At 37.9% G+C, this 16,550-nt stretch carries 16 protein-coding genes; 11 read left to right on the top strand and 5 right to left on the bottom strand.

The genetic code is table 11. The features are described 5' to 3' along the window. Positions 1–21: 21 nt before the first annotated feature. Both B5354_RS00460 and B5354_RS20620 read right to left on the bottom strand, forming a co-directional pair. Positions 22–1,185: a D-alanyl-D-alanine carboxypeptidase family protein gene (locus B5354_RS00460; protein WP_079524918.1), complete on the bottom strand. Its 1,164-nt coding sequence runs from the start codon at positions 1,183–1,185 to the stop codon at positions 22–24. A gap of 554 nt (positions 1,186–1,739) precedes the next feature. Further along, on the bottom strand, positions 1,740–2,456 hold the full coding sequence (locus B5354_RS20620) for a ZIP family metal transporter (RefSeq protein WP_079524916.1): 717 nt from the start codon (positions 2,454–2,456) through the stop codon (positions 1,740–1,742). Between the two features lie 163 nt (positions 2,457–2,619). On the opposite strand from B5354_RS20620, the gene B5354_RS00450 reads away from it, so the two are divergent. The 6 genes from B5354_RS00450 to B5354_RS00420 all read left to right on the top strand — a co-directional run bounded on the left by B5354_RS00450 (position 2,620) and on the right by B5354_RS00420 (position 7,255). Further along, entirely contained in the window at positions 2,620–3,000 is a 381-nt protein-coding gene (locus B5354_RS00450; RefSeq protein ID WP_079524914.1) for an ArsR/SmtB family transcription factor, read from the top strand. 35 nt (positions 3,001–3,035) lie between these two features. Then, a complete protein-coding gene (locus B5354_RS00445; protein WP_079524912.1) occupies positions 3,036–3,989 on the top strand; it encodes a cation diffusion facilitator family transporter in 954 nt (317 codons plus the stop codon). Positions 3,990–4,371: 382 nt separating this feature from the next. Further along, positions 4,372–4,986, top strand: coding sequence for a copper resistance CopC family protein (locus B5354_RS00440; protein WP_079524910.1), 615 nt, complete (start codon positions 4,372–4,374; stop codon positions 4,984–4,986). A gap of 13 nt (positions 4,987–4,999) precedes the next feature. Beyond that, positions 5,000–6,148, top strand: coding sequence for a copper resistance D family protein (locus B5354_RS00435; protein WP_079524908.1), 1,149 nt, complete (start codon positions 5,000–5,002; stop codon positions 6,146–6,148). A 569-nt stretch (positions 6,149–6,717) separates the two neighbouring features. Beyond that, positions 6,718–7,038 carry a YnfA family protein gene (locus tag B5354_RS00425; RefSeq protein WP_079524904.1) on the top strand — a complete coding sequence of 107 codons (321 nt, stop codon included), beginning with the start codon at positions 6,718–6,720 and terminating at the stop codon, positions 7,036–7,038. 16 nt (positions 7,039–7,054) lie between these two features. Further along, on the top strand, positions 7,055–7,255 hold the full coding sequence (locus tag B5354_RS00420; protein WP_079524903.1) for a hypothetical protein: 201 nt from the start codon (positions 7,055–7,057) through the stop codon (positions 7,253–7,255). A 153-nt stretch (positions 7,256–7,408) separates the two neighbouring features. Here B5354_RS00420 and B5354_RS00415 read toward each other — a convergent pair whose 3' ends face one another. The 3 genes from B5354_RS00415 to B5354_RS00405 all read right to left on the bottom strand — a co-directional run bounded on the left by B5354_RS00415 (position 7,409) and on the right by B5354_RS00405 (position 10,882). Then, positions 7,409–8,263: a cation diffusion facilitator family transporter gene (locus B5354_RS00415; protein ID WP_079524901.1), complete on the bottom strand. Its 855-nt coding sequence runs from the start codon at positions 8,261–8,263 to the stop codon at positions 7,409–7,411. Positions 8,264–8,391: 128 nt separating this feature from the next. After that, the gene (locus tag B5354_RS00410; RefSeq protein ID WP_079524899.1) at positions 8,392–10,506 is read right to left on the bottom strand and encodes a heavy metal translocating P-type ATPase; all 2,115 of its coding nucleotides are present in this window, start codon (positions 10,504–10,506) and stop codon (positions 8,392–8,394) included. Further along, entirely contained in the window at positions 10,493–10,882 is a 390-nt protein-coding gene (locus B5354_RS00405; protein WP_079524897.1) for an ArsR/SmtB family transcription factor, read from the bottom strand. The genes B5354_RS00410 and B5354_RS00405 overlap by 14 nt, the downstream gene beginning before the upstream one ends. A 290-nt stretch (positions 10,883–11,172) precedes the next feature. Between B5354_RS00405 and B5354_RS00400 the strand changes: the two genes are divergently transcribed. The 5 genes from B5354_RS00400 to ccsA all read left to right on the top strand — a co-directional run. After that, positions 11,173–12,111, top strand: a complete 939-nt coding sequence (locus tag B5354_RS00400) for a cytochrome c oxidase assembly protein (protein WP_163531422.1) — start codon at positions 11,173–11,175, stop codon at positions 12,109–12,111. 533 nt (positions 12,112–12,644) lie between these two features. Continuing rightward, a complete protein-coding gene (locus B5354_RS00395; protein ID WP_079524893.1) occupies positions 12,645–13,334 on the top strand; it encodes a DsbA family protein in 690 nt (229 codons plus the stop codon). Further along, positions 13,327–13,755 carry a disulfide oxidoreductase gene (locus tag B5354_RS00390; protein ID WP_245804680.1) on the top strand — a complete coding sequence of 143 codons (429 nt, stop codon included), beginning with the start codon at positions 13,327–13,329 and terminating at the stop codon, positions 13,753–13,755. Before B5354_RS00395 ends, B5354_RS00390 begins: the two co-directional genes overlap by 8 nt. 93 nt (positions 13,756–13,848) lie before the next feature. Next, positions 13,849–15,471 carry a cytochrome c biogenesis protein ResB gene (resB, locus tag B5354_RS00385; RefSeq protein ID WP_079524892.1) on the top strand — a complete coding sequence of 541 codons (1,623 nt, stop codon included), beginning with the start codon at positions 13,849–13,851 and terminating at the stop codon, positions 15,469–15,471. Between the two features lie 30 nt (positions 15,472–15,501). Next, positions 15,502–16,550, top strand: a 1,049-nt coding sequence (gene ccsA / locus B5354_RS00380; protein WP_079524890.1) for a cytochrome c biogenesis protein CcsA, incomplete at its 3' end; no start/stop codon positions are given.

Raw genomic sequence — 16,550 nt, 5'->3', positions numbered from 1 at the left:
TCTATTAAAATCGATAGGTGATTAGAGCGAAAGAGTATTCAATAATAACGGGTGATGCAATGCCTTACCAAGGAGTGATACTACCCCTGGGAGGTTACTGAGAACTGCCCCTACGGTATCAACGTTCTTAGATGTTAAATCTTGTTCCTTTAATACCTTTTCTCTCTTAGGTTCAACCTTATCCAATTGAAGGGAAGTTAGGATTGAACCATTTTTTTGATCAATAATCTTTAACTTTCCATCTTTTATTTCTTTACTTACCTTTCTATTCAAGGGTTTTGTATAGGATAGTCTTTCGGGGACCTTATACTTTACACCATCAACTATAAACGTGGTTCCTTCGGGAATAGTAGAAGTTTGAAAATTTTTGAATCCATAGTCTAGTAGTTTTGTAGTATCGTTATAAGCCCCTCTTTGGAAATTGCTATTTAGAGTGATTACTATTAAGCTTATGTTTTCTCTTTCTGCGGTAGTTGCTAAAGTAAATCCTGATTGGTTAACAAATCCTGTCTTTCCACCAGTTACTCCTTTATATGGATTTTGCCTCATTAATTTATGATGAGTATAAAGGGTAGTATCCCATGATTCGCCGTTCCATTTTAGTTTCTTTGTGCCAAATATTTCTCTAAACACTTCATTCTTCATTGCATACTGTGTAATTTTAGCTAAATCCTTCGCTGTAGTTACATGTTGAGCATCAAAAAGACCGTGTGGATTTACAAAATTGGTATTTTTAACGTCAATGACGTTTTCTAAATATTGGTTGAGCTCAGTGGAGAAACGCTTTACACTCCCACTCAAGTGTTCCGCAATCGCAACACCCGCATCATTACCGGAATTAATCAGCAGCCCTTGAAGCAACTTTTTTAGGGTAACTTGTTCTCCTTTCTCCAAATAGACTTTTGTGCCCACCGTGTTTCTTGCATTTTCACTAACGGTGACAACGTCATCCAAATCACCCGTTTCTATCGCATAGATAGCTGTTGCAATTTTGGTTAGACTAGCCGGATACATTTTTTTATTGGCATTTTTTTCGTAGAGCACTTCGCCCGTCTCTGAGTCTATCATGATAGCAGATTTGCTCATTAAATTTGGCTGGAATTTATCTGATGCACCAAAAGCTGTGGAAACAATTGATACATTCATGATAACCATCATGGCTACAATTAATGTGATTCTTTTCATGTTAATACCCCTGTCCAAAGTTTTTCTGTACCACAAAGTTACTTAACTAGATAAAAATGCTAGTTTTGAATGTATCAAGCTTTATGGTTCCTCAATAAGTATTAAGGTTGCTAGATTACATAATATCACTACCTATAATTAGAGTGTATAGATTAAATGATTGTAATGAATACTTAAAATCATTAACCCTTTTGTAATAAATCTGGCGAATGTTTCCACTATCATGATGGTCACTTTATGTTTTCTCTAAACAACTTACACATAATCCCAATTCGTTAAGGGATAAGACGAGCAAGGGTGATCCTATAATATGGCCGTTCCATCGTTAAATAATGGTTTTCCCTTCGGTAGTTGAATCAGTAGCATAAAAAAGAGGCTGTTGGGATCATCTCAACAGCCTGTGGCTTTAGTAGGGTTTAATTAGTGGTCCTAAGAGTTAGAGACATATATTTTTTCAATTTTATATCCTTTCCCCTCAATCTTAAACTGTAAATAAAGTGAGATGGTAAGGATACTTTCTCTTGAATGTTTTCTTTTAAAGAGGTTATTTTGGCTCAGCTTAATGTTAAATATAAATAGATCCCCCCAATTCCTACCATACCCACAATAAGGCTATACGTCCATGAGGATTGTTGTATAGACTCTTTAAAAATCTCCTGTATGGCAACCATGAAAATAATGGAAATCGTTATATTTACAATGAAGGCTAACAAAAAAGGGAAACTAATATCGATAAATTGTCCCAATAGAGAACCTATGATGATGGGGAGCGTAACAACCATTGTACACAACATCCAGGTTAGAATCCCAAACCCCGATAAAAATAAGGGTGTGAATATGATAATCCCCTCGGGAATGTTATGTAAAAGGAGAGTTAGCACCATGGCACCAGCTAACTCTGTTCCTATATTTGAACCAAGTACAAATCCCATTGGAAAATTATGAACAGAAATACTAATGGTTAAGATAATACCTGTTCGAACAAAGATATCTTTTTGAGGGCTTCGGGTAATGATTGTAACCTTATCAATAGAGTGATGAATATACCGAAAAAGAGTGATTCCAGCAATGGCCCCTACAAAAAACACCCCCCATCCGCCCAGGCGGAGGCTTTCAGGAATCATTTCAAAAGCTAACAATCCAATGATAAGGCCCGTGCACAAAGCGTATATAAAGCTTTGTTGAACTCCTTTAAAAATCCAAGCAAAAATTCCGCCGATTCCTATTCCTAATCCAGAGGCAAAAGCCCCCATAATCCATGCTGTTCCCATTCTATCTCTCCATAGTTGTTTTGACATTAATCAGAAGCGTAAAATGAATGTATCCCCCTAATAACTTATTTATGTTTGACGTTGATTTATCATGCGTGTAATATGTTCATATGTTAATGTATACATATGTAGGGGATAACTTCAGAAAGGGAGAGATATTGCTATGAATGATGCAACACAAACCAAAAATAATGGTAAAGCCGTGGTAACGGAGTTACATGATTTTGAGGATAAAGTGGACGACAGGTCCCTAAAAGAACTTGATGAGGAAACATTATTTGTCGTTTCACAAACCTTTAAAGCATTGTGTCATCCAACGAGAATTCGTATTCTCCATTTACTGTTTCAAAATGAATATGCTGTGAACGAAATTGCTGAACATCTAAGCCTAAGTCAATCAACAGTTTCCCATCAGCTGACTTTTCTAAAGAACTTACGGTTAGTAAAATTCCGCAGAGATGGGAAAAGTCTGTATTATTCCCATGATGATGAACATGTTATGAATATGCTAAACCAAACGATTAAGCACGCAAGTCACTGTTAATAAACATTTGAAAATAAGGGATTAACATAGGAGGTATGAGTTTGGGACACGATCATGGTCATGATCATACGCATGGCGCAAACAAAAAAGCTTTAATGATTAGTTTTATTATTATTACTTTGTATATGATTGTGGAGGCCATTGGGGGAATCTTAACCAACAGTCTTGCTCTCTTGGCTGACGCAGGACATATGCTAAGTGACTCCGTATCGTTAGGGGTTGGCCTTTTAGCCTTTATAATGGGAGAAAAAGTAGCCAACTATAGCAAGACTTATGGATACAAACGATTTGAAATCCTAGCCGCCCTCTTCAACGGGGTTACACTCATATTAATTGCATTGTACATTTTCTATGAAGCCTATCAGCGCTTTTCGGATCCGCCTGAAGTTGCTTCTGCTGGAATGCTTACGATAGGTTTTATTGGTCTCCTTGTAAACGTAATTGTTGCGTGGATTTTGATGCGTAAAGGGGATACCAAGGAAAACATAAACTTGCGAGCTGCTTTTCTACATGTATTAGGTGATTTATTAGGATCTGTGGGTGCTGTTATTGCTGCGCTACTCATCATGTTCTTAGGATGGGGGTGGGCCGACCCTCTCGCAAGTGTCATTGTAGCTGTCCTTGTATTAATTAGTGGTTGGCGTGTAGCCAAAGATTCTGTTCACGTCTTAATGGAAGGCACACCTAAAAACGTAAACATTCAAGACGTTACCGACACGATCGAAGCGATTCCCGAGATTCTAGGTATTCACGATCTACACGTATGGAGTATTACAAGTGGGCAAAATGCTCTCTCCTGTCATGCTGTAGTTACGGAGAATTTAACAGTCCAAGAGTGTCAGGAACTATTAAGAAATGTTGAATCCCAACTAAAGGATAAAGATATAGGCCATGTAACGGTCCAAATGGAAACACGTGAGCACCCTCATGATGATTCTCTTTTATGTAAAAATGAAGGTGAAGATCATTCCCACCAACATGACCATTAAATCGTATGCCTCCATTGCTTAGCCTTGGGGGCATTTTTTTGGGGGAAAAAGTGACCTATCTTTCGTTTTTGAACACTTTCAAACAATTATCAGATTTGAAAGCGTTCTTTATTGTTAAGGTGTTATTCTGATTAAGAATTCGTTAAGAAAAAGGGGGCAAGCATGAGTGAAAGGATATTCATTCCATTTATCTAAATTGAAGAAACATGTTAGGTAAATAGACCTTTACGGGTGGATTCATTCACGGGACCAGTTTCTTTAAGTCACGCCAGAAGGAAGGAGGAGTCATAAAAAGATAGGAGTAGATGTCGGTGAAATGGATGCTATTGTTAGAGACTTAAGAAAACTCCTTTTAAAAAAGAAAAGATGAAAGGAAGATTCGATGAATAAAAAACTCTTAGCTTCGTTTATAGTATTAGCATTGATGGTAAGTATGATCCCAATGAATACCATAGAAGCACACTCTGTATTAGAAAATTCCACACCTAAGGATGGTGCAACTCTAGAAGAGCCCGTAGAACGTATCAAATTATCTTTTAACACGAAAATTGAAAAAGGAAGTACGCTGTATGTTCTGAATCAACAGGGAGAAAGTATTGAACCAAACTCAGTTACCGTCAAAGGTAATACTTTGGAAGCTAGTTTTAAAGAAAACCTTGCATCAGGTACATACCAGGTAAAGTGGAAGATCCTTGGGGCCGATGGCCATTTAATTGAAAAACAATATAGCTTTACGATTTCGACGACTCAAGAGGCATCACCTGACACAGAGAATTCAGGCAACTCTGAACAAAAAGAAAAGGCAAATTCAGAAACCGAAAACCCGGATAATTCAGCCTCCAAACAACAAGGGACGGATGGAAAAAATGCTTCACAGCAGGTTAAGAGTGAAAATGAATCCAATCCATCTCCATTCATGTATGAAATGATTATAGTTATACTCATTGCCGGGGCCTTATTATTGTTCTGGATGCTGTTTAGTAAGAAAAGACAATAAGGGTGGGTTCAACATGATAATTGTATTAACGTTAGCTGAAATTTTATTATATATTTCTTTTTCAGTATTAGTCGGGGCACTCATCCTTCTGCTCGTGCCGGATACCCATAAACCACCGATTAACATACCTAAAAAGATACTTTTTATAGCAACAGGGGTTATCCCTCTAGCTGCTTTATTTCCCGTTATTCGAACAACGGCCATCTTTTCGGGAGATCGTGACATGTGGTTCATTTTTAAAAATGTCTTATTCACGTTTGAAGTGGGTCAAGCCTGGGTGTTCATTACCCTTATTTCAGCGCTTCTTATTCGAGTTTTACTACCTAAAAACTTCAAAACTAATCCTATATTGCTTGGTTTAGCTCTACTATTGACATTGTTAATGCTTGTTGGCTACACACGATCCAGTCATGCAGCAACGATTACAGAATGGCAGGGTTTTCTAGCCCATACGTTTCACTTTTTAGCTGTCATAGTGTGGATAGGGATTCTTTTTGTAGCAAGTTGGTTTTCCAAAACAAAGGAGAATTGGTTACGATTCCTTAAATGGTTTACCCCAGTTGCAGTGGTTTGTTTGATTATTGTTTCTGTGGCAGGTTATTTTACGATGAGTATTGATATTAATTCATATGATGATCCTAATGCCTCCATTTTTCAAGAGTATCAGAATAGTTTAACCGTAAACTATGGACAGGCCTTGCTTTTTAAGCATTTATTCATGGTTTCCTTAGTATTATTCGCGATAATTAATGGAATTATTTTTCGAAAAAGGAACAATGATGTATCTTTTAACCCCTTGAAGTGGGCACGATTAGAAAGTATGTATGCTTTGGTTATCTTTGGCCTGACCGCATTCATGGGGCAGTCATGGCCTCCGCATCAAATCTATAGTTTAATAAAATCTTATGGGGCTTCCCCCCTATACACAACTTTTACGCAAAGTGATCTAGTTGAAACCATTCAAAATGCAGAGTCTTTAAGAATATTTAACGTAAGCTTTTCTTTTGGACCCATGAGTCTTCTTTTAGGTATTATGGGCGTGTTATTTACGACGATAACTATTATGGCAGCCGTTAAACGGGAATCGGTAGCCATGACTTCAAGCGCTACCTTACTTATGGTTTTATCATTCTATTTTGCTTTGATGATAGGAATTCAATAATATAAAGGTCTTTTGTCTGTGACAAAAGACCTTGAAACATTAAATATTCTAACTATAAAAAGGAGAATCTATGTTTCATGAAATCAGCTCATAAACTTCCTTATTTTTTTATTGTTATTTACATTGTGTTTTTTTATATTTCCAGTTTCATTACGGGCTTACTATTAGATTCTAAAAACATGATCTTTCTTACTGCACTGGTTGTTATATACTGGTTTACAGCCACTACTCTTATGAGATTGTTTAGTAAACCCCAAAGGTTGAAGCAGCTCCTTCTTAAAACAACCATTAGTGTAGGGGTGATTATGTTAGTTACTTCACTCCAACAAGCGCTTTTTATTAATACCCCTTACAGCTTTAGCTTTTTGTTTTTCGCTATAAGTCTAATCCTATTGTTATTGCTACACACCTTATACTTCAGCTGGAAGTTAACTTCAAATATCCCTGACTAGATCATGTGAAAGAAGAGAATTCCCCTTTATGGCCAATCCATCTTTTTGTCCGGGCAAGTTTGTAGAATGTCTTATGTAAAAGGTTAAAAACGGTAAAAAATGAAGTGAGGGTTGGTTATGACAATTGTATTATTCCTTTTAGCTGGGTTAGCTGAAATTGGTGGTGGGTATCTTATTTGGCTGTGGCTGAGAGAAGGAAAACCTTTTTATTGGGGGATGTTAGGTGGCTTATCCTTAGCTATGTATGGTGTTATAGCTACGTTTCAAACGTTCCCTTCTTTCGGGAGAGTTTATGCGGCCTACGGAGGTGTTTTTATAATATTATCTGTCCTTTGGGGATGGGGTATTGATAAAAAAACGCCTGATTTTTATGACTGGGTAGGTGCAGGTATATGCTTAGTTGGAGTTTCTGTTATGTTGTTTGCCCCACGCCAATAAAAAGGAGGTTATCAAAGTGATTATACAATCAAATATGTCACCCAAAGCTATCGTTGAAGTTTGGGGGAATACAGTCGATGTTTTTAAGAAACACAATATTCCACTAGCTGAAAAAGCTTTAGGGACAATGGTTGAAGCTAATGCGTTGACTCCTTTACTTCAAGAACTCAATGCTATTGTTGGAAGTTCAACGACTACTTGTATAGAAGGTGGCTGACAAATGCCATCTCATAAGGAGTAGGTTACTCCTTTAAATGTACATATTCTAGTTCCACAAAAGGGACGCGATTGCTAAATAACGAAATAATTTTTTAAAACAGCCGCATTCTTTATTGAAAATGCGGCTTTCAGACGTTGAAGGCAAGTAACTTTATTTGCATTGAACAGTTTCTACCAACGTGACAAGACTATCATGCTTTTCTTTTGTTAATTCTTTTATCTTATTAACAATATGGGTAACTTCTTTAACCGTAAGATTTGGGGGAAGTGTAATGGCTACATCTATTATAACCTTACTACCTGAAGTCCTTGCTTTTATGTCTTTCACACTTTCGACTTCATCAATATTGGAAATAGTCTCCTTGTATTTTTGTATGTCATCAGGGTTAATTCCATCTGTTAAAATCAAAGAAGTTTCCTCAAAAATCTCCCATGCTGCCCATAGGATTACAAGACCAATCACAACACCTGTAATCGGATCCAACCAAGAAAGACCTAACTGTGCTCCTAATATTCCAATCCCCGTACCAATACTCACTAAAGCATCGGAAAAGTTGTCTTTCGCAATGGCCTTTAAACCTTGGCTATTGGCTTTAGAAGCTATATTACGATTTATAAAATAAACAATAAACATGAAGGCTCCACTTCCAAAAGCAATCCAAGAAGCTAAGGGGTCTGGGGTAGCGTAATTATTATTAATAATGGAACGAGTTGTATCAAATAAGATTTGAAAACCGATCATAGCAATGACAAATGAGGCTAATAGGGAAGCTACGTTTTCAGCCCGTAAATGTCCATAAGGATGATTATCATCACGCTTTTTCTTAGCTATGTATAACCCAATAATAAGCGCTACAGAGGTGACAATGTCGGTAAGATTATTTAAGCCGTCTGCTAATAACGCAACTGAGGCAGCTTGTAAAGCAATTATAACTTTAATGGCAGCAACCAATAAATAGGCAAATGTACTAAACCATGCTCCAAACCTAGGGCTGTTCAATTTCATGTTTGATCCTCCCCTTACTTCCTTCCCTATATGTTCCACTCAAAAAAATGATTTATTCGGTTTTAACGAGATTACGATCGTTTAATTATTAAAAAATCCCCTTCCAAAAAGGAAAAGGGGATTTATATTTAACCACCATATTTTGACTTCATTAATCGTAAGGAATTTAAAATGACAATAAGCGTGGCTCCCATGTCAGCGAATATTGCCAACCATAGAGTCAACCAACCGGGTATAACTAGTAACAAAGCTATAACTTTTATTCCAAGGGCAAAGGTCACATTTTGTTTAATCACATTTAAAGCTTTCCGGCTTAAGGATATGGTATAAGGAAGCTTATCTAAATCATCAGCCATTAAAGCGATATCGGCTGTTTCTAGGGCTGTATCTGTTCCAGCTCCCCCCATAGCCACACCAACCGTAGCCGTTGCTAAGGCAGGGGCATCATTCACACCGTCTCCCACCATTGCGACATTTCCATGTTGTTCCCGAAGAGACTTAATGGCATCCAGTTTATCTTGGGGCAAGAGTTCAGCTTTCACTTCGGTTATCCCTAACTGTTGACCAATGGCCTTTCCTGTACCTTCATTATCTCCTGTTAACATCACCGTCTTTTTAACACCTAACTTGTGCAGTTTTTGAAGGATGGACGGACTATCCTTGCGAACTTGATCAGCCACAGCTATTAAGCCGTTTATTTCTTGTTCGTTCCCAACCAGCATGACAGTTTTACCCTGTATTTGTAGGTGTTTGACTTGTTGTTGTATTTCGTTTGAAATAGAGCTTAGTTCATGGAATAAAGATGGACTTCCAATATAGTACGTCGTTTGTTTGATGGACGCTTTTGCACCTTTGCCTGTAATGGATTGGAAATCTTCAGCTGTATAGGACTCCGTATTATCCTGTTCAGCCTTACGAATAATTGCTGAAGCAAGGGGGTGTTGTGAATATTCTTCAATAGCAGCTGCAACACCTAACAACTTTTCCTGTTCGATTCCTGATATAGACACTATATCTGTCACTTCAGGGACACCTTCAGTGAGGGTCCCCGTCTTATCAAAAGCCACGACTTTTAAACGCCCGGTTTCCTCTAAATGAATTCCACCTTTAATAAGCACGCCCCTACGTGCAGCATTTCCAATCGCCGTAACAATGGCGACTGGAGTTGAAATAACAAGCGCACAAGGACAACCAACAACTAGAACAGCTAGACCCTGATAAATCCATTCGGACCATACCCCACCCATGAAAAGGGGAGGAATAACACCGACAAGGAAAGCAATCGTTATAATAGCCGGAGTATAGTATTTGGCAAATTTATCGACAAACTGTTGAGACGGTGCCTTTTCAGCTTGTGCTTCCTCAACTAGATGAATGATTTGGGAAATCGTTGTATCTTCTACGTGCTTGGTCACACGAACTTCCAACACACCTTCTTCATTTAACGTTCCGGCAAATACTTCATCTCCAACGTTTTTATGGGCTGGTATGGATTCTCCTGTTATCGCTGATTGATTAATCGACGATTGACCTTTGACGACCTCACCATCCATAGCGATTTTCTGCCCTGGTTTGATAAGCATAACATCATCGATTTGAACATCCTCAACGTCCATTTCCATAACTTCATCGCCACGTCTAATGGTAGCCCTATTGGGGGCGATGTCCATTAAAGATCGAATGGACTGGCGTGCCTTATCCATGGAGTAGCCTTCCAGTGCTTCACTCAAAGCAAATAAGAAAACAACAACAGCACCTTCCCCCCATTCTCCAATAACAGCAGCACCGATAATGGCAATGGTCATTAAGGTTTTCATATCAAATTGAAACTTGGTTAGGTTCTTCAGACCTACCTTGAATAATTCAAAACCCCCAACTAAGATTGCTGTCGCAAACGTGCCAATCGTTATGACGTCATCTTCCCCTAATTGAAACGATAGAACATATCCAATCACAATGAAGAATAAAGAAACCATCGTCATGACATTTCCACGGTTCTTCCAAAAAGGTTCCTTCTTCTCTGGTTGTCGTTGGCGTTCAGGATAAACTTTGATTCCATCAAAGGCTCCTGCCTGTTCCAACTGTTCAACCGATGCATCCCCATGGACTGTTATTTTAGATGCGCCAAAGTTAAGATCGACATCATTAACGGTTTGAATATCGCGTATGTTTTTTTCAAATTTGGCGGCACAATTTGTACAGGATAATCCTTGAAGACGATAAACGTTTTTATGGTCTTCCATTAGAATCACCTTCTTTTGAATGAATCATCGCGATAGACACTAACTGATGGACATGTTCATCAGCTAGAGAATAAAAGACAAGCTTCCCCTCTTTTCGATACTTAGCCAATTTCATATTTCGTAATAATCGTAGATGATGGGAAGCCGTTGCCGTGGTTGAACCAATGATGTTGGCCACATCACACACGCATAGCTCCGTTTCTAATGTTAAAGCATAGGCAATTTTTAAACGTGTGGCATCGGATAATGCCTTAAAAATCAACTCTACACCCTGAACGTTATCCATTTGAGGTTGTATCCGGTTAACGATCTCTTCATCGTAACAAAATGTATCACATGTATCGGGAGACCCAGCGTTCACTATATCTTTACTCATTTTACCACCCTCATTCAAATAATTATTTGATTATTAGTTTATATTTTATGCGTTTACTGCGCATATGTCAACGCGGGTATTTACACCAATTATGTCACTGATTTATTGAGGAGGTTTATCCAGTTGGTCCGTAAACCAAACTTATAAGTAAACACAAAACGCACTTCAAAAAGTTTATAAAGCATGTTAAATTCAGAGACAACGTTTGTTTACATTGTTTTTTGAAAATACCAATTCGGAATTTTTTTCTATGTAAATAGGAAATGGCCGAAAAACAAGGAGATAAAAATATGAAAGTAAAGAATCGATTAAACATACTAGGTTTAACACTGTTCTTGTTTATCTTTTTACCCATTCAAGCATTTGCTCATAACCCAGATGTAAGGGCAACTGGTGAAGGGAATTTATTTCAACAGTACACTTGGTTCGAGATACTAAATCCCATTTTACTTTTGTCTTTAATAGTGGTTTACATTGCTTACCTTAGGACAATGCGTAAAATATCAAAGAAACGTTTAGGAGAACGTAATCTTAGGAAGAAGATATGTTTTCTATTAGGGTTATTAACCATTTATATTACATTAGCAGGCCCTCTTGCTATCTTATCCAACAATCTTGTATTTAGTGCGCATATGCTTCAAACATCTTTGATGTATATTGTCATGCCCCCCCTTATTCTATTAGGTATGCCACAAGGGTTTTATCATTTTTTGGACGAAAAAATATTCAAACCAAAAATTTTACGTATTTTAAAGTCTCCTTTGATTAATTTAATATTATTTAATGCACTTTGGTCCTTTTACCATATACCATCAATCTATGAATACTTTCTGGAGGAATTTATTCTACTGGAGATCTTACATATTGTCTTGAACACATCTGCATTCTTAATGTGGATCCAAGTTTTGGCACCAGAAGGTCAAATTAACGACATGTCCTATTTAAAGAAACTTGGTTATATGTTTGCGAATGGACTGTTAATAACACCAGCCTGTGCTTTAATTATTTTTGGGGGAGATGTAATATATCCTTCTATCTTTGAATCACCCCAACTTTTCCCATGGCTTGGCCCACTACAGGATCAGCGACTAGGGGGTATCATTATGAAGGTCGTTCAGGAGTTTTCCTATGGTACGGCGATAACCTATGTATTCTTTAAATGGGCACGATTGGAGAGAGCGAAGGATGCACAAATTGATGAATTACCAGAGCATTTTGTAAACGAGTAAATTGATTTGTTCCTTTAATAGCTATTTTTCATTTATGAGGCACTCTTTCCCAGAGTGCCTTTTGTTATTTTCGAGATCACATTTCATAATGCTAGATCTTAAAAAGGAATGAGATACTCATCGGTTAACACTAGTTTCCTCTCAACTAGAACATAAGGTTGTAAAATGAAAGATAACATTATGCCAACATTCAAATAATTATTTGAATGGGTATATATTTGGGTGTTAAACTATAATCGGTTCAATTGAAAAAGTTTTAAAGAAGTAGATTTTTTCAAAGAAAGGAGTTCTTTTATGATTGATCCATTTTTTGTGTCTATAACCCTCATGGCTGTAGGTATATCTATTATATACACGATATTCATAGTCATCCTTTTAAAACGAAATAAGAGAAAAAAAGAGAGTGATCGTAGAAAGCCTTAAATGTCATGGAATCGTTATAATCATGCGTAAACCCCAATCAATTTTCATGATAGGGTTGTTCTAAATCTAGCGTATCTTGCTAAAAAATAAACCGTTAAGGAGTGAAGTCCATGTCTAAAAAGAATCCTATGCCTATAATTATGGTGGTTACTTTAGTAATTATAGGGTTGATTACCACCCTTGTTTTATTAAATAACCAAAGCGAAAGTGCAGGAGAAAAAGAAAGCCATACGACAAGTGAATCCCCTTCGATAAAAAACCACCCCACTATGGGAGAGGATAATGCACCTGTACAAATCATTGAATTCGGTGATTATAAATGCCCTGCCTGTAAGAAATGGAGTAAGCGTGTGTATCCGCAATTAAAAGAGGAATTCATTGATACTGGAAAAGCCAATTTTACTTATATTAATACTCCGTTTCATGGAGAAGGATCTAAATTAGCTGCCCAAGCTGGAGAAGCCGTTTACAAACAAAAACCGGAAGCTTTTTGGGATTTTCATAAAGCTCTTTTTGAGGCCCAACCAGACGTAAATCATGATCAAAAATGGTTGTCAGATGAAAAAGTTCTTGAGGTAGCTGAGGAAAGTGTTCCTTCCATAGATCTAACACAAATGAGACAGGATCTTCACTCAGGTGCCATTTCTCAAGAAGTTCAAAACGATACGGATCTGGTCAACGAATATGACGTCCAACAAACTCCAACCATCATGATCAATGGTCAAATCTTAGAAAACCCGTTTGATTACAAAGCAATTACTAGTTTAATCAACCAAAATCTTGATGATAATAATGGATAAGGCTATGGAAAATAAGAAAAACCGTCCGTCTTATCTTCTCTACATGGCTTGGATCATCTCTGTCCTTGCCACCCTTGGCAGTCTCTACTTCAGTGATATTCGGGGGTTTGTTCCTTGTGAGCTCTGTTGGGTTCAGCGAATTTTTATGTATCCGATGAGTATCATCCTTGGCATTGCTACGTTTTTCAATGATCGGAAAGTTATAAAATATGTATTACCTTTATCCATCATCGGAGGACTTGTTTCCATCTTTCATTATATGGAGCAGAAGGTACCTGGGTTTGCTAAAATAAAGCCCTGTACGCAAGGGGTTCCTTGTAGTTCTGAATACATCAATTGGTTTGGCTTTATAACCATTCCCTTTTTAGCTTTACTTGCATTCAGCCTCATTAGTATATTGCTGCTGTCGGTAAGGAAATAATTCGTAGCAAGGGCGATTAGCCAAAACAACTCCACGGGTATTTACAATAGATAACTTAAAAGGCATAGAACCTTTGAATTGTGAGGTTTGTGTATGACAAACATTAAATGTGAATGCGGGCATGTGAATCCAGAGGGAACGGTACTATGTGAAGCCTGTGGTAAGCCTATAGCAAATCAGCATAACTATGGGGTCGATAATCAATCCTTATTAAATATGAGATATGATGGGAGTGCCAGGAGATCCCAAACGTATAATCGCACAATCATCGATAAAGTATGGAATTTCTTTTCGTCAGTTAAAGTTGGAGTGTGGCTTATTGTACTTACCTTAATCGCTTCAGCAGTTGGAACGATATTTCCACAAGAAATGTATATACCTCCTGGTGTTAGTGCCTCAACCCATTACGTTGATCAATATGGTTTAGCAGGACAGATCTATTATCAGTTAGGCTTTCACAATTTATATAGCTCCTGGTGGTATATGCTTTTACTTGCGATGATTGGCATTTCAATCGTTATTGCTAGTATCGATCGGTTTGTACCTCTTTATAAAACACTGAGAATACAAAAACCTAAACGTCATGATCTATTTATGAAAAAGCAAAGAATATTCGGTGTGACGGAATCTAGTTTTGTTGATAGGGAGAAACTGAAGGCTAACTTGGAAAAGAGACATTTTAAGGTTAAGGAGCAAGATGGTCATATCTTGGCAGAGAAAAACCGTTTTTCTAGATGGGGACCTTATGTCAACCACATTGGTTTAATTATCTTTCTACTGGGGACGTTGCTCAGATTCATTCCTGCTCTTTATGTTGATGATTACATTTGGGTCCGAGAGGGTGAGACGGCTGTTATAAACGGTACGGAGGGACAATATTACATCAAGAATGAAAAGTTTATTCTAGAAACATACGACGAGGACGTCGAACGATTTCAGGAGGCCCTTGAAAACAATGGAGGGCCCGTACCGAAGACCTATCAAACGAATGCTGTTATTTATAAAAGAACAGATCCTATTTTAGTCGGCGGAGATCCTGAGCTTGAAAAAATTAAAGAAGATCAAATTCGCGTGAATCATCCCATTAAATTCGGTGGGTTTGCTCTTTATCAGGCAAGCTATCAATTAAATGAATTTAAAGAAATGACGTTCAAGATTCATGATAAAAACAATGAAGATAGCTCTTATGGGCAATTTACTGTGAATTTGTCTGAACCAAAATCGGAATACCAACTCGATAGTGGCTATCGTGTGGTTCTTGATTCTTACTACCCGGAATATGAACTCCAAGACGGTGAACCCGTGTCTGTATCTAAATATCCAAAAAACCCAGCATTTGTATTTAATGTGTATCCACCAGGTGAATCGAAACCAGAGATAAGTTTTGTGGGAATTGGTGTCAATGTTGATGCGACGGGTCAAAATAATTATAAAATAGGCCTAACCGAATTTGATGTACGGGATGTAACCGGACTGACGGTTCGTAAGGATTATACGCTTCCTTTCATTGCGTTAGGTGGAGCCATTTTCATGATTGGCGTCATTCAAGGGATGTACTGGAATCATAGAAGGATATGGATTAAACCAAAGGAAAATGGAGTATGGATCGCGGCCCATACGAACAAGAACTGGTTTGCATTAAAACGTGATATTGAACGAGTGATTGACGGTACGGGGATAGAGTCACCTAAGGATCAACAAGAGATGGATAATTAGCCTCTAAGGGGCCATCAAGGAGGATCTAAAATGGAGTTGACTACAATAAGCAGTAACCTGCTTTATGCTGCTTTTATTATCTATTTAATTGCTACATTTTTCTTCGGAGGAACGATTCGTGATAAAAAAAGGAAGAATGCGGGAACGGCAGGTAACATTGGCATAGTATTGACTATTATAGGTTTCCTTAGTCAAGTCGGCTACTTCTTTACAAGATGGGTTGCGAGTAATCACGTTCCTGTTAGTAATTTGTATGAATTTACAACATTTTTTGGCATGATGCTTGTGCTGGGGTTTATTGTTATATATTTTATTTACCGTATCAACATTCTAGGATTGTTTGCACTGCCTATAGCCCTGCTAATTATAGCTTTTGCGAGTATGTTTTCAAGTGAAATATCCCCACTTGTTCCATCATTGCAATCCCATTGGCTTTATATCCATGTAACAACGGCATCACTTGGGGAAGCTATTTTATCGATTAGTTTTGTCGCAGGATTGATCTTTCTAATCCGCCAAACGGATCAAAGTAAAGGGTCTAAGCATACTTTTTGGTTAGAGAGCGTGATTTATATGCTAGCTGCAGCTTTAGCGTTTATCATCATCTCTTCAACCTTCAATGCGATGAATTACGAAGCCACATTCGAAGCTCCTGTTGAAGGACAAACTGTGGAGATTACTTACCAAATGCCAGCTATAGCTGGGCCAACGGACGGCGAGTTACTGACCGATAATATGACTCCACTTTTTAATGTGCCAGAGTGGATGCGTGGTGTGGATGCAGCTGTTAAATTCAATACCATACTGTGGGCCTTCCTTGGGGGCCTCGTTATTTACTGGCTTGTACGTTTATTTTTAAGAAAGCGCATTGGAGCAGCAATTCAGCCTTTCTTGAAAAAAGTGAACCCAGAACTTGTTGATGAAATATCTTATCGCGCAGTGGCTATCGGGTTTCCTATTTTTACACTAGGTGCGCTAATTTTTGCAATGATATGGGCCCAAGAAGCTTGGAGTCGTTTCTGGGGATGGGATCCTAAAGAAGTGTGGGCTTTAATTACCTTCTTTTTCTATGCTGCTTT

This window comes from Halobacillus hunanensis, from assembly GCF_900166655.1.
In the GTDB taxonomy this organism is placed as follows: domain Bacteria; phylum Bacillota; class Bacilli; order Bacillales; family Halobacillaceae; genus Halobacillus_A; species Halobacillus_A hunanensis.
This window is presented reverse-complemented; position numbering and strand designations above follow the sequence as displayed.

What these genes read in the sequence shown, in the direction of transcription:
- B5354_RS00395 (WP_079524893.1), top strand. Translation starts at nt 12,645, where the DNA reads ATGTCTAAAAAGAATCCTATGCCTATAATTATGGTGGTTACTTTAGTA.
- B5354_RS00440 (WP_079524910.1), top strand. Translation starts at nt 4,372, where the DNA reads ATGAATAAAAAACTCTTAGCTTCGTTTATAGTATTAGCATTGATGGTA.
- B5354_RS00460 (WP_079524918.1), bottom strand. Translation starts at nt 1,185, where the DNA reads ATGAAAAGAATCACATTAATTGTAGCCATGATGGTTATCATGAATGTA.
- B5354_RS00445 (WP_079524912.1), top strand. Translation starts at nt 3,036, where the DNA reads ATGAGTTTGGGACACGATCATGGTCATGATCATACGCATGGCGCAAAC.
- B5354_RS00435 (WP_079524908.1), top strand. Translation starts at nt 5,000, where the DNA reads ATGATAATTGTATTAACGTTAGCTGAAATTTTATTATATATTTCTTTT.
- B5354_RS00405 (WP_079524897.1), bottom strand. Translation starts at nt 10,882, where the DNA reads ATGAGTAAAGATATAGTGAACGCTGGGTCTCCCGATACATGTGATACA.
- B5354_RS00425 (WP_079524904.1), top strand. Translation starts at nt 6,718, where the DNA reads ATGACAATTGTATTATTCCTTTTAGCTGGGTTAGCTGAAATTGGTGGT.
- B5354_RS00410 (WP_079524899.1), bottom strand. Translation starts at nt 10,506, where the DNA reads ATGGAAGACCATAAAAACGTTTATCGTCTTCAAGGATTATCCTGTACA.
- B5354_RS00390 (WP_245804680.1), top strand. Translation starts at nt 13,327, where the DNA reads ATGGATAAGGCTATGGAAAATAAGAAAAACCGTCCGTCTTATCTTCTC.
- B5354_RS00400 (WP_163531422.1), top strand. Translation starts at nt 11,173, where the DNA reads ATGAAAGTAAAGAATCGATTAAACATACTAGGTTTAACACTGTTCTTG.
- B5354_RS00450 (WP_079524914.1), top strand. Translation starts at nt 2,620, where the DNA reads ATGAATGATGCAACACAAACCAAAAATAATGGTAAAGCCGTGGTAACG.
- resB (WP_079524892.1), top strand. Translation starts at nt 13,849, where the DNA reads ATGACAAACATTAAATGTGAATGCGGGCATGTGAATCCAGAGGGAACG.
- B5354_RS20620 (WP_079524916.1), bottom strand. Translation starts at nt 2,456, where the DNA reads ATGGGAACAGCATGGATTATGGGGGCTTTTGCCTCTGGATTAGGAATA.
- B5354_RS00415 (WP_079524901.1), bottom strand. Translation starts at nt 8,263, where the DNA reads ATGAAATTGAACAGCCCTAGGTTTGGAGCATGGTTTAGTACATTTGCC.